The sequence below is a fragment of the Microbacterium sp. H37-C3 genome (assembly GCF_027157935.1).
GTDB classification, from domain to species: Bacteria; Actinomycetota; Actinomycetes; order Actinomycetales; family Microbacteriaceae; genus Microbacterium; species Microbacterium plantarum.
On record NZ_JAPVLR010000003.1, the window covers coordinates 317,636 to 329,794 of the forward strand.

The 12,159-nt window shown below is 70.0% G+C and carries 12 protein-coding genes; 4 read left to right on the top strand and 8 right to left on the bottom strand.

What is annotated here, in order from left to right:
• Window positions 1-387, bottom strand: coding sequence for a histidine kinase (locus O1W71_RS10585; RefSeq protein WP_269267803.1), 387 nt, complete (start codon window positions 385-387; stop codon window positions 1-3).
• A 221-nt stretch (window positions 388-608) separates the two neighbouring features.
• Between O1W71_RS10585 and O1W71_RS10590 the strand changes: the two genes are divergently transcribed.
• The gene (locus tag O1W71_RS10590) at window positions 609-857 is read left to right on the top strand and encodes a WhiB family transcriptional regulator (protein ID WP_023955350.1); all 249 of its coding nucleotides are present in this window, start codon (window positions 609-611) and stop codon (window positions 855-857) included.
• A gap of 70 nt (window positions 858-927) precedes the next feature.
• Here the strand turns inward: O1W71_RS10590 and O1W71_RS10595 are convergent, their stop codons facing one another.
• The 3 genes from O1W71_RS10595 to O1W71_RS10605 are packed head-to-tail and all read right to left on the bottom strand — an operon-like array spanning window position 928 to window position 4,316.
• Window positions 928-2,421: a sensor histidine kinase gene (locus O1W71_RS10595; protein ID WP_269268039.1), complete on the bottom strand. Its 1,494-nt coding sequence runs from the start codon at window positions 2,419-2,421 to the stop codon at window positions 928-930.
• A gap of 9 nt (window positions 2,422-2,430) precedes the next feature.
• Entirely contained in the window at window positions 2,431-3,690 is a 1,260-nt protein-coding gene (locus O1W71_RS10600; protein ID WP_269267804.1) for an AAA family ATPase, read from the bottom strand.
• Window positions 3,690-4,316 carry an SAF domain-containing protein gene (locus tag O1W71_RS10605; protein ID WP_269267805.1) on the bottom strand — a complete coding sequence of 209 codons (627 nt, stop codon included), beginning with the start codon at window positions 4,314-4,316 and terminating at the stop codon, window positions 3,690-3,692. Before O1W71_RS10605 ends, O1W71_RS10600 begins: the two co-directional genes overlap by 1 nt.
• A gap of 98 nt (window positions 4,317-4,414) precedes the next feature.
• On the opposite strand from O1W71_RS10605, the gene O1W71_RS10610 reads away from it, so the two are divergent.
• Window positions 4,415-4,687, top strand: coding sequence for a helix-turn-helix domain-containing protein (locus O1W71_RS10610; protein ID WP_112617334.1), 273 nt, complete (start codon window positions 4,415-4,417; stop codon window positions 4,685-4,687).
• Between the two features lie 4 nt (window positions 4,688-4,691).
• Here the strand turns inward: O1W71_RS10610 and O1W71_RS10615 are convergent, their stop codons facing one another.
• Entirely contained in the window at window positions 4,692-5,273 is a 582-nt protein-coding gene (locus O1W71_RS10615; protein WP_269267807.1) for a hypothetical protein, read from the bottom strand.
• A 141-nt stretch (window positions 5,274-5,414) separates the two neighbouring features.
• Between O1W71_RS10615 and O1W71_RS10620 the strand changes: the two genes are divergently transcribed.
• Window positions 5,415-5,846 carry an Rv3235 family protein gene (locus O1W71_RS10620; RefSeq protein WP_269268040.1) on the top strand — a complete coding sequence of 144 codons (432 nt, stop codon included), beginning with the start codon at window positions 5,415-5,417 and terminating at the stop codon, window positions 5,844-5,846.
• 4 nt (window positions 5,847-5,850) lie between these two features.
• Here O1W71_RS10620 and O1W71_RS10625 read toward each other — a convergent pair whose 3' ends face one another.
• Window positions 5,851-7,074, bottom strand: coding sequence for a pyridoxal phosphate-dependent aminotransferase (locus tag O1W71_RS10625; protein WP_269267808.1), 1,224 nt, complete (start codon window positions 7,072-7,074; stop codon window positions 5,851-5,853).
• A 60-nt stretch (window positions 7,075-7,134) separates the two neighbouring features.
• The gene (secA, locus tag O1W71_RS10630; protein WP_269267809.1) at window positions 7,135-9,924 is read right to left on the bottom strand and encodes a preprotein translocase subunit SecA; all 2,790 of its coding nucleotides are present in this window, start codon (window positions 9,922-9,924) and stop codon (window positions 7,135-7,137) included.
• Between the two features lie 160 nt (window positions 9,925-10,084).
• On the opposite strand from secA, the gene O1W71_RS10635 reads away from it, so the two are divergent.
• The gene (locus tag O1W71_RS10635) at window positions 10,085-11,410 is read left to right on the top strand and encodes a hypothetical protein (RefSeq protein WP_269267811.1); all 1,326 of its coding nucleotides are present in this window, start codon (window positions 10,085-10,087) and stop codon (window positions 11,408-11,410) included.
• 72 nt (window positions 11,411-11,482) lie between these two features.
• Here O1W71_RS10635 and hpf read toward each other — a convergent pair whose 3' ends face one another.
• Complete coding sequence (hpf, locus tag O1W71_RS10640) at window positions 11,483-12,145, bottom strand: ribosome hibernation-promoting factor, HPF/YfiA family (RefSeq protein ID WP_112617340.1); 663 nt, start codon at window positions 12,143-12,145, stop codon at window positions 11,483-11,485.
• Window positions 12,146-12,159 lie beyond the last annotated feature (14 nt).

Genomic DNA, 12,159 nt, shown 5'->3' on the forward strand with positions numbered 1-12,159 from the left:
TCAGGCGTCGCCGCGGCCGCGTGCTGCACGCCGGGTCGCGGCCACCAGCAGCACGAAGCCGACCACGCCCGGCACCGCGATGAGCACAGCGGTGCCGGCGTCGGCGTATTGACCCGTGGCAGCGCCGAGGGCGACCGCCAGGATCAGGAGCTGCGCGACGATGCCGCCCGAACGGCCCCACGACACCCGGCGCCAGACCGACACGGCGAATGCTGCGAGGGCTACGGCACCGATGGCGGTCAACACGATGAGGGCGACGGAGCTGGGAACGTCGATGGTGTCGCCGCCGACCAGCGCCACGATCTCCCAGCCGACGACCGCGAGCAACGCGACGGCTTCTGCGGCGAGCACGGCTCCCGCGAGACGTTCGATAGCAGTGGGGGCCATGGCATCCGACCTTCGATCAGAGCCGCGCGATACCGGTATTCACGGCCCGGCGGCGAGCAAATCCGCAGTTCACCCTTGATTCATCTGTCCGGGCTATGGGACGATAGATCAAGCCGTGTGCTCCCACAGCGAAGTGGGGCGAGCATCCGCTCGCACACTTAACCAGGGTACCGGACTACCCGAGTCCGGCCCGACAGAATCACCACCCCAAGGAGCACCACATGGATTGGCGCGACAAGTCTGCCTGCCTGACCGTCGACCCCGAACTCTTCTTCCCCGTGGGCAACACGGGCCCCGCCGTCGACCAGATCGAGAAGGCGAAGGCCGTCTGCGCCCGCTGCACCGTGACGGAGATCTGCCTGCAGTACGCCCTCGAGACCGGCCAGGACTCGGGCGTCTGGGGCGGCCTGTCCGAGGACGAGCGTCGCGCACTGAAGCGCCGCGCTGCACGCGCTCGCCGCGCGTCCTGACCCACTCCCCGACCCCGCTGCCGACACGTCGGCGCGGGGTCCGCGCGTTGACGGGGACCCCGCGACGCGCTCAGCCCGCGTCGCGCTCGATGTAGCGCAGCGGGATCTCGATGGTCACCTCGGTTCCGCTGCCGACGAGCGTGTGCCAGTCGATCGTGCCGCTGAGCTCGCCCTGGATCAGAGTGCGGACGATCTGCGTGCCGAGGCCGCGCCCGACCTGCCCCTCCGGCAGGCCGCTGCCGGAATCGCGCACCTTCACCTCGAGGCGCTCCGCGGAACGCTCGGCGACGATCTCGACATCGCCCTCCGTGCCCGCGAGCCCATGCTCGACGGCATTCGTGACGAGTTCGGTGAGCGCGAGCGCGAGCGGCGTCGCGTACTCGCTCGGCAGGGTGCCGAAGCGCCCCGACGACCGCGTCCGAGCGCGGGTGTTCGGCGCGGCCGCCACCTCGGCGACGAGCTTGAGGACGCGCGCGAACACCTCGTCGAAGTCGACGTTCTGTGCCAGCCCCTCCGACAGGGTGTCGTGCACCACCGCGATCGCCGACACCCGGCGCATCGCCTGCGTGAGAGCGTCACGCGCCTCCTCGGAGTGCGTCCGGCGCGCCTGGATGCGCAGGAGCGAGGCGACGGTCTGCAGGTTGTTCTTCACGCGATGGTGGATCTCGCGGATCGTCGCGTCCTTCGTGATGAGCTCCTGCTCCTGGTGCCGGATCTCGCTCACGTCGCGGCAGAGGACGATCGCGCCGATGCGGGTGCCGTGGTCGCGCAGCGGGATGGTGCGCAGCGACACCGTGACGCCGCGGGCCTCGATGTCGGCGCGCCAGGGGGCACGGCCGGCCATCACGATCGGCAACGACTCGTCGAACTCGCGCTTGCTCGGAAGGATCGCCGTTGCCACCTGGATCAGAGGCTCGCCCTCGAGCTCGTCCTCGAAGCCCAACCGGTTGAAGGCCGAGAGAGCGTTCGGGCTGGCGAAGGTGGTCATGCCGTCGACGTCGAGCCGGATGAGCCCGTCGGATGCGCGCGGAGCGCCGCGACGCGGAGCCGTCGGGGCGTTCAGATCGGGGAAGTCGGACGAGGCGACCATCCCGAACAGATCGTCGGCGCAGTCGTTGAACGTGATCTGCTGACGCGAGGGCGTCCGCGCCTCACCGAGGTTCGTGTGTCGTGTGAGGACACCGACCACGTGGGCGGCGCGCCCCTCGGTCGCCCGTTCCCGGACGATCGGCACCGCGCGTACGCGGGTGGGCGTCTCCTCGAACCAGTCGGGCGAGGCCGAGTCGACGATGCGCGCCTGGGTGAAGGCATCCTTCACCTGCGTGCGCCACTGCGGGCGCACGCGATCGCCGACGATGTCGCGGTAGAAGAGGGTCGCCGCTCCCCCGGGCCGGGTGTGCGCGACGGCGATGAACGAGTCGTCCGCGGTGGGCACCCAGATGACGATGTCGGCGAAGGCGAGATCGGCCAGCAGCTGACCGTCACCGGCGAGGCGGTGCAGCCACTCGACGTCGGCGTCGGTGGACAGTCCTTGAGCATGGACGAGATCGCTGAGGGTCGACACCATCCCAGACTAGGGGGCCGATCCCGACGACGCGGCGTGCGCCGTCACACGATGGCGGCGCGACGCCGCGACCGCGCGCATCGGGGGCGAGATCGCCTCGCCGACGAGTCGGCGGACGGCTGCCGGGATGGGGCCCCGGCCGTTCCCCTCGCCGACGGGCCGGGCCGCCAGCAGAGCCGCATCGGTGGCGCGCGGGTCCCACGGGACGAACCAGCATCGCTCGATCCCGGCGTACCGCTCGAAGCTGCGGCGGATCTGGCCTCGTGGATCGATCCCGAGCGGGCCGCCCCGGAGCTTGTTGACGACGACGTGGACGGGGACGGCTCCGACGGTCGCGCGCAGCTCGGGGTAAGCCCGCAGAAACCGCGAGAGCCCTACGGGGTCGGCGGCAGCGACCGCGACGACCAGGTCGGCCGACTCGAGCGCGGCGAGGGTCGCGGCATTGCGCCGGGGCCCGTCGAGATCGCTGACGATCGCCTCGTCCCGTTCGAGCGATGCCGAGACGTCGACGACGACATCGTCGACCCAGTCACGACAGGTCTCGAGGACGCGCGTGACACGCTCGAACCCGAGTTCCGGCCAGCGCGCCGGCCGGTTGATGCCGACGAGGACATCGACGGCGCCCGCAGGCTCCGCGATGCGAGCCAGTTCCGCCGGTGTCAGTTCGCCGCGCGACGCACGTCGGCACGCGCCGGCCAGGCCCGGCCCCTCGTCGGGAACGCCCAGCGCGACGGCGACGGCGGGCGCGTGTGCGTCCGCGTCCGCGAGCGCGACCCTGCGGCCATCGCGCGCCGTCTCACGAGCGATCTCGATCGACATCGTCGTGCGACCGGGCGCGCCGGCGGGACCCCACACGACGATCACCCTCCCCCGCGATCGAACGGCCGGACTCGATGCGGGAACGGCGGTGACGGCGTCCAAGGCATCAGTGGTCGAATCGACGACGGCGACCCCGAGGATCTCGGCCGCCCGATGCTCGGCCGCGCCCCGGCTCCACGCGACGATCCTGGTCGCGGTGCGGTCGCACAACTCGACGACGTCGCGCGTGAGCCACGAACGGGATGCTGCGAGAAGGAGCACGTCCGCGCCTGCGATTACGGCAGCAGTACCGGATAGCTCGCGCGCCTGTGGAACGGACCACGCGGAGGTCGCGTCGTGCGCCGCGGCGGCCACATCCTCGGGCGCGAGCGCGGTGACCTCGGTGAAACCTCCGGCGCGCAGTCGCTCGGTGAACGGCGCGGCATCGGGAATCGCCACGACGATACGCATCAGCGCGTCCCGCCCGCGGCCGGGATCACCGACACCGCGTCACCGGCCGCGACAGCGGCGAGCGCGGCCGAGACGTCCGTGCGCGCCACCACCAGCTCCACAGCGGCGGAACGTTGCTGTGCCATGAGCCCGTCGCCGGCCTGCACGGCGCGCACCGTGGCTTCTCGGACGAGGATGCGCGGCTCGCCGAAGACCCCTCGCTCGCGCTGCGGCGCACTCCACACCTCGACGCGGGTCCCCGGCGACACGGAGCCGGGCACGGCACCGGCTGTCTGCACGACGACGGTCGTCACCTCGACGTCGTCCGGTGATGCGACTGCGGCGCGCGGCACGAACTCGCCGGCGGGGATCGTCCGCGTCGCGACACCGCCCGGCTCGAGCGCACCAGGTGCGGCATAGATGTCGTCAGCCGATCCGAGCGCCACCTCCACGACGCGCAGATCGGCAGCCTCGACGGTCTCGCCGACGACGATGGTCCGCGCCGAGGTCAGGACCGCGGACGTCTGCCGCGCCGCTGACACCACGGCCCAGACCCCCGCGACGGAGATCGACACGAGGACGACACCGATGATGACGCGCGCGTCGGCGCGACGGATGCGGTTACGGAACGAGGTACGTGCGACCATGCCACCATCGTGGGCGAGGCGGCGCCACGGGCGTGCTGGTTGTCCACAGGGCTGTCAAGAGCCGAGCGGGCGAACATCCGCCCGCGGATAATGGGACCATGCCCGCCACGCCCGACAGCGCGCGCTTCCTGACGCCTTCCCAGGTCGCGGAGATGCTGCAGATCGAGGTCGACGAAGTGGTCGCGCTCGCCGTCGAGGGGCGTCTCGTCGGAGCGAAGGTCGGAACGCCGCCCCGCTGGCGGATCGAGTCGTCCAGCGTCGAGGATTACCTCGACGCGCAAGTCGAAGACGCCCGCCGCGCCGCCCTGTGGCAGCAGTCGCAGGTCGCCAGCTTCCCCGAGCTGTGGGGGCGGCGGAACCGCAGCGACTGACTTCTCAGCCGTGGCCGCTCTGCAGGTGCAGGACCCGCAGAGCCGAGTAGGCGATCATCCGGTGCCCCGTGACAGCGCTCGGTCGCCGCGGCTCAGCTGCGTCGTGCAGCGCGAGATCGAGGTGGTCGGCGCCCGCGCGATCGATCGTCCCCGCCCAGGTCTTTCCGCCCGCGACCACGATGTGCACGGGGACGCGACGGCGCGCCAGGTCACGCAGCACGAACCCGAGCGTCATCCGTTCCGACAGCGCCGAGCCGCGTCCCGCGGGACGCGCGCTGCGGAGCAGATCAGGTTCCGCGAGGACGACCGACGACGCAGCGGCGAAGGGCACGACGGCGGCACCGGGGCCGTCCGCGCGGTCCAGGCCCACCCAGTCGGCTCCCACCCCCGTCAGGCGGCCGCGGATCGGATCACCGGCGGCCACATCGACGGTCACCTCTGCGCCGATCGATTCCTGAAGCCGCTCGCGCAGAGTCAGCCGCGAGAGTCGCAACCGCTCGGCCTCGGTGTCGAGCGCCGCTCGCTCGGCCTCCCACTCGGAGTCGAGCTGGTGTTCGAGATCCTCGAAGAACCGCTGCCATCGCACCCCGTGAGGCTAGCGGTGACGCGGCGCACCCCGAGGGCGCTTTCCACAGGTTGGAGGATTCTCATCCGGCCAGATTCGGCGGTGTGCTGTACTCGTCGGCGTTGACACAGCCGATGGAAGGAGGAGCGTGCGATGACGTCGATGAGCGCGAACCAACCCCGCCGGTACCCCCGCATCGGGTCCTCGCTCGACGTCGCCGAGTACTTCGCAGCGCAGCCGACGTCGACGGCAGATCTGCCCGATCCCGAGCCACTGATCCGCAACCTGACCCGCGGGGTCCTCGAGGTGCTGGCGGGAGTGCGCGAGGTCGAGCAGCTCGCTCGGTGGCTGAGCGAGGACGCTTTCCGCGTTCTCGTCACGCGCGCGAATCTCGCGGCGCGTGCACGCAGTGCCCGACAGGTGGCGCCGGCGCGGCCCGTCCACTCGATCGTCTCGGTCCGCACGTGCGAGCCGGCGGACGGCGTCGTCGAGGGCACGGTGGTCGTCACCACTCCGCATCGGACGCGGGCCGTCGCGCTCCGGCTCGAAGGCCTCGACGGGCGGTGGCGCGCGACGTCGCTCGCCCTGCTGTGACGGGCTACTGCTTGTACGACGAGAGGAAGTTGCCCAGCCGCTCGATCGCCTCGGTCAGCACGCGCGCCTCGGGCAGCGTGACGATGCGCAGGTGATCCGGATCGGGCCAGTTGAAGCCGGTTCCCTGCACCAGCAGCACGTGTTCCGCGACGAGGAAGTCGTAGACGAGCTTGCCGTCGTCATGGATGTCGTAGACCTCGGGGTCGAGGCGCGGGAAGGCGTACAGCGCGCCCTCGGGCTTGTGACAGGTCACGCCGGGGATGCTCTCGAGACCCTGCCATGCGGCATCCCGCTGCTCGTGCAACCGCCCCGACGGGGCGATGAGCGCCTCGATCGACTGCACGCCCGACAGCGCCGCCTGAACCGCGAACTGCGCCGGCACGTTCGGGCACAGCCGCGTGGATGCGAGCAGCTGGATGCCCTCGAGGAAGCCCTTCGCGTGCGCCTTGGGCCCGGTGATGACGAGCCAGCCCGACCGATATCCGGCGACGCGGTACGTCTTGGAGAGGCCGTTGAAGGTCAGGCAGAGGAGATCGGGAGCGAGCGTCGCCAGCGGGATGTGGGTCGCCTCGTCGTAGAGGATCCGGTCGTAGATCTCGTCCGAGAGCAGAAGGAGCGAGTTCTCACGGGCGATCTGCACGATGCCTTCGAGTACCTCGCGGCTGTAGACCGCACCCGTGGGGTTGTTCGGGTTGATGACGACGATCGCCTTCGTCTGCGGGGTCACCTTCGAGCGGATGTCGTCGAGGTCGGGCTCCCAGCCCTGTGTCGCGTCGCACAGGTAGTGCACGGGCTTGCCGCCGCCGAGGCTCGTCATGGCGGTCCACAGCGGATAGTCGGGCGCTGGGATCAGCACCTCGTCACCCTCGTCGAGGAGAGCCTGCATCGTCATCGTGATGAGCTCGGAGACACCGTTCCCGAGGTAGACATCGTCGGGATCGACGTGCGGGAACCCGGGAACCTCCTCGTACCTCGAGACGACGGCGCGCCGCGCAGAGAGGATGCCGCGGCTGTCGCTGTAGCCGTGCGCGTTGGGCACCGACTCGATCATGTCGCGGACGATCTGGAAGGGGGCCTCGAACCCGAAGATGGCGGGGTTGCCGGTGTTGAGCTTGAGCACCCTGTGGCCGTCGGCCTCCAGTCGGTCGGCCTCGGCCAGGGCGCTGCCGCGAATCTCGTACAGGACGTCCTTGAGCTTCGATGACTGATCGAGGATTCGGCGGTTCATCCGATCAGGATATCCGGGGGTCGAGCGGGCCGATCGACGATGCGTGGCCCGCTCGCCGGATCACTTCTTCTTGCCCGCAGCCCGCCTCGCCGCGCGGTTGCCCGCGTCGGCGGCATCCTCGTCGGCACCCGTCTTCTGGCCGAACGCGCCGCGGGGGCCGTCGGCGGGAGCCTCCTGCTCCGCCGCGTGCTGACGGGCCTTAGCCGTGGCGCTCTTCTGCACCTGACCGCGGTCGTTGCGCACCTCGACCTCGCCCGATCCGGTGTCGCTCGGGGCGGAGTATTCGAGCTTCTGCGTCTCGACGGGCGTCGGGGTGAGCCCCTTGGCGTCGACCTCGCCGCTCTCGGCGGAGCGCACCTCGACCTCGAGGTTGTAGAGGAAGCCGACCGACTCCTCCTTGATCTGGCTCATCATCGACTGGAACATCTCGTAGCCTTCGCGCTGATACTCGATGAGCGGGTCGCGCTGAGCCATGGCCCGCAGGCCGATGCCGTCCTTGAGGTAGTCCATCTCGTAGAGGTGGTCGCGCCAGCGGCGGTCGAGCACCTGCAGCACGACGCGCCGCTCGAGCTCACGCATAGCGGGTTCGCCGAGCGCCTCCTCGCGGTTCTGGTAGGCGATCTTCGCGTCGGAGAGCAGCTCGCGCTTGAGCACCTCGGCGGTGATCCGCCCCTTGTTCCCCGCTTCGGCGACGACCTCGTCGATCGTGACACCCACGGGGTAGAGGGTCTTCAGCTCGGTCCACAGAGCGTCGAAGTCCCAGCTCTCGGTGTGGCCCGACGACGTGTGGTCGTCGATGACGGCACTGATGGCGTCTTCGATGAAGTGCTGCACGCGCTCCGACAGGTCGTCGCCGTGGAGCACCTGGCGGCGGTCGGCGTAGATCGCCTCACGCTGACGATTGAGCACGTCGTCGTACTTGAGGACGTTCTTGCGGATCTCGGCGTTGCGCGCCTCGACCTGCGCCTGCGCGCTCTTGATCGCCCGCGAGACCATCGACGACTCGATCGCGACGTCCTCGGGGAAATTCGTCCGCGCAAGGATCGCCTCGGCCGCGCCCGACTGGAACAGACGCATCAGGTCGTCCGTCAGCGACAGGTAGAACCGGCTCTCACCGGGGTCGCCCTGACGGCCCGAACGACCGCGCAGCTGGTTGTCGATGCGGCGCGACTCGTGACGCTCCGTGCCGAGGACGTACAGACCACCGGCTGCGACGACCTTCTCGGCCTCTTCGGCGACGGTCTCGCGGACCGACGCGAAGACCTCGTCCCACGCGGCCTCGTACTCCTCCGGGGTCTCGACGGGGTCGAGCCCGCGCGACTTCATCTCCTGGACGGCGAGGAACTCCGCGTTGCCGCCCAGCATGACGTCGGTACCGCGACCGGCCATGTTGGTCGCGACCGTGACGGCGCCCAGGCGGCCGGCGCGGGCGACGACCTCGGCCTCACGGGCGTGGTTCTTGGCGTTGAGGACCTCGTGCTTGACGCCCTTCTTCGCGAGCAGGCGCGAGAGGTACTCGCTCTTCTCGACGCTCGTCGTGCCCACGAGCACCGGCTGACCCGTCGCGTGACGCTCGACGATGTCCTCGACCACCTGCGCGAACTTCGCGGTCTCGTTCTTATAGACGAGATCGGGCTGGTCCTTGCGGATCATCGGCTTGTTCGTCGGGATCGGGACGACGCCGAGCTTGTAGGTCGACATGAACTCGGCCGCCTCGGTCTCGGCGGTACCGGTCATGCCCGAGAGCTTGTCGTAGAGGCGGAAGTAGTTCTGCAGCGTGACTGTGGCCAGCGTCTGGTTCTCGGCCTTGACCGGAACGCCTTCCTTCGCCTCGATGGCCTGGTGGATGCCCTCGTTGTAGCGGCGGCCGACGAGGATACGACCCGTGTGCTCGTCGACGATCATGACCTCGCCGTTCATCACGACGTAATCGGTGTCGCGCTTGAACAGGGCACGCGCCTTGATCGAGTTGTTCAGGAACGAGATGAGCGGGGTGTTCGCCGACTCGTAGAGGTTGTCGATGCCGAGGTAGTCCTCGACCTTCTCGATACCGGGCTCGAGCACTCCGACGGTGCGCTTCTTCTCGTCGACCTCGTAGTCGACACCCGGTTCGAGGGTGAGGGCGACGCGCGCGAACTCCACGAACCAGCGGTTCGCCTCCCCCGACGACGGCCCCGAGATGATGAGCGGGGTCCGGGCCTCGTCGATGAGGATGGAGTCGACCTCGTCGACCACCGCGAAGAAGTGGCCGCGCTGCACGAGGTCTTCGCGGCGCCACGCCATGTTGTCGCGCAGGTAGTCGAACCCGAACTCGTTGTTGGTGCCGTACGTGATGTCGGCCGCGTACTGCTCACGTCGGACCTCGGGGGTCTGCCCCGAGACGATCGTCCCCGTCGTCATGCCGAGCGCGCGATAGACGCGACCCATGAGTTCGGACTGGTACGAGGCGAGGAAGTCGTTGACGGTGATGACGTGGACGCCCTTGCCCGCGATGGCGTTCAGGTAGGCCGCGAAGGTGGCCGTCAGCGTCTTGCCCTCACCGGTCTTCATCTCGGCGATGTTCCCGAGGTGGAGGGCCGCACCGCCCATGACCTGCACGTCGTAGGGGCGCTGACCCAGCGTGCGCTTGGCGGCCTCGCGGACCGCGGCGAACGCCTCCGGCATCAGCCGGTCGAGCGTCTCGCCGGCCTCGTGACGCGCGCGGAGCTCGGCGGTCTCGTTCCGCAGCTCGTCGTCGGTGAGGCGGGCGTAGTCCTCTTCGAGCGCGCCCACGGCCTTGACGATCTGCTGCAGGCGGCGCAGCACACGGCCCTCACCGGCGCGGAGCAGTTTCTCGAGAGGGTTGGCCACAGCGGATCTCCATCTGTCGGGTGCGCCGACGCCACGTCGGCCGCGCCCGCGCGTACGCACGGGCATATGGAGCCATGTTATCGGCCCGTGACCTTGGCGTCGCCTGCGAGAGACGACGACATCCCCTCCTCCGCCGACCGCCGAGACCTAGGATCGGAACATGGCTGGATTCTGGGGCAGACGCAAGCGGGAACAGCAGGACGTCGCGGACGCGGACGCGAACCTGGCACGCGAGGCCGACATCGCCCTCGTCGGGGCGGACGAGCGCCTGCGCGTCACGAGCGACGAGATGGTCTTCGCCGAGGCCGAGCTCGGCGAGGAGGCCACGGCACCTCTGCGCGAGGCCATCGCCGCCGTGCGCCACCACCTCGGCGAGGCGTTCCACCTCAAGCAGCTCAACCACGACGAGATCCCCGACACGCCGGAAGAGGTGCGCACGCGCAACGCGCGCATCGTCCAGCTGTGCGAGTGGGCTCAGGATCTGCTCGACGACCGTGTATCGGCCCTGTCGGAGGCGATCGAGCGCGCGCGGCGGGCGCCCGAGATCCTCGCCGGCATCCGCGCCGACGTCGACACTCTGCGCGAGCGCATCGACCCCGCACGCGCCGTCATCGACCGGGTCTCGAGCCGCTATCACCCCGACGCGCTCAACCGGGTCAGCGGGAACGCGGACGAGGCCGCCGGACTCCTCGAGTTCGCCGAGCACGGGGCGGATGTCGCCGAGCGCCGGCGTGCTGCCGGCGAGCGCGGGCCGGCGAACATCGCGCTGGAGACGGCGACCGAAGCGGTGCGCCGCGCGCGCACGCTGCTCGACGCGGTCGACGACTTCGAGGTCGAAGCGCTGCGAGCGCAGTCGACGCTCGCCGATGTCGTGGCCGACTCGCGTGACGACCTCGTCGCCGCGCGGACGGCACCGCAGACCCCGGCGGTCACCACCGCGATGGCGGAGCTCCAGCAGGCGCTGACCCGCGTCAGCCCCGCCGGGTCGAAGGGCGATCCGTTCGCCGAGCTGTCGATGCTCCGCGAGAAGAACGCCGCTCTGGACGTCGCCGTCGACACCGCCCGCGAGCGGGCGGCCCGCCCGATCCCGCCCGAGAGCCACGTGCGACACGCCATCGACGACGCCGACCGACAGTTGTCCGTCGCGCGCAGCGTCATCGCCGGACACCGCGGCTGGATCGGTGCGGACGCGCGCACGCGACTGGCCGAGGCCGAGAGCCTGCGACTCGGGCTCGCCCCGGTCGGTCCGATCCCCGAGGACGATCGCGAGAAGGCGCTGGCCGACGCGCGGCGCTGCGCCGCTCTCGCCGGCGAAGCCCTGCAGCTCGCCCAGCGCGACATCGACGGCTCGCGCCCGAACGACGGCTGGGGCGGCCCCGGAGGATACGGCGGCGGCTGGGGCGGTCGCGGCAGCGGCGGCAACATGGTCGGCGGCATCCTGGGCGGTCTCGTGATCGGCAGCATGCTCGACGGCATGTTCGACTGACGGCCCGGTTTCGACCGGCACACGACGGGGGCGGATGCCGTGATGGCACCCGCCCCCGTCGTCGTCCTCAGGTCAGGACGCCAGCTCGGCCTCCGGCGGGGCGGCTGCGGTCAGCGAGATGACACCGTAGTCCCAGCCCTTGCGGCGATACACGACGCTCGGGTGGTCGGTGCGCGCGTTGATGAACAGGAAGAAGTCGTGGCCCACGAGCTCCATCCGGTCGACGGCTTCCTCGACGGTCATCCATTCAGCACCGAACTCCTTCGTGCGGATGACGACGGGCGTGTAGTCCTCTTCCTCCGCCGAGTCGCCGATGACGGGCACCTCGCCCGTCGCCACGGCACGCAGGACGTCGACCGACGCCGGTTCGACGTCGATGCCTTCCAGGGCTCCGGTTCCCTTGTCGAGCTTGGCCCCGCGGGGGTGGTTCCGCGCGTCGACCCGCTTGTCCTTGGCGCGACGCACCTGCTCGACGAGCTTGTCGACCGCGAGGTCGAGGGCGACGAACTTGTCGCCGTCCGTGGCCTCGGCCCGAACGATCGGTCCCTTTCCGGTGAGGGTCAGTTCGACGGTCTCATCATCCATGCGCCCGTTGCGGTAGGCGTGATGCGTGACCTTGATGTCGAGGCGCTGCGCACGGGGTGCGAGCGTCTCGATGCGACTGGACTTCTCTTCAGCCACCGTGCGGAAGCGATCCGTGATCCCGACTCCCACGCCGACGATGCTGGTTTCCATCCTGACCTCCTTGC

Coding starts and splice junctions, on each gene's coding strand:
- O1W71_RS10585 (WP_269267803.1), bottom strand. CDS start 387: ATGGCCCCCACTGCTATCGAACGTCTCGCGGGAGCCGTGCTCGCCGCA.
- O1W71_RS10590 (WP_023955350.1), top strand. CDS start 609: ATGGATTGGCGCGACAAGTCTGCCTGCCTGACCGTCGACCCCGAACTC.
- O1W71_RS10600 (WP_269267804.1), bottom strand. CDS start 3,690: ATGCGTATCGTCGTGGCGATTCCCGATGCCGCGCCGTTCACCGAGCGA.
- O1W71_RS10605 (WP_269267805.1), bottom strand. CDS start 4,316: ATGGTCGCACGTACCTCGTTCCGTAACCGCATCCGTCGCGCCGACGCG.
- O1W71_RS10610 (WP_112617334.1), top strand. CDS start 4,415: ATGCCCGCCACGCCCGACAGCGCGCGCTTCCTGACGCCTTCCCAGGTC.
- O1W71_RS10620 (WP_269268040.1), top strand. CDS start 5,415: ATGAGCGCGAACCAACCCCGCCGGTACCCCCGCATCGGGTCCTCGCTC.
- O1W71_RS10625 (WP_269267808.1), bottom strand. CDS start 7,074: ATGAACCGCCGAATCCTCGATCAGTCATCGAAGCTCAAGGACGTCCTG.
- O1W71_RS10635 (WP_269267811.1), top strand. CDS start 10,085: ATGGCTGGATTCTGGGGCAGACGCAAGCGGGAACAGCAGGACGTCGCG.
- hpf (WP_112617340.1), bottom strand. CDS start 12,145: ATGGAAACCAGCATCGTCGGCGTGGGAGTCGGGATCACGGATCGCTTC.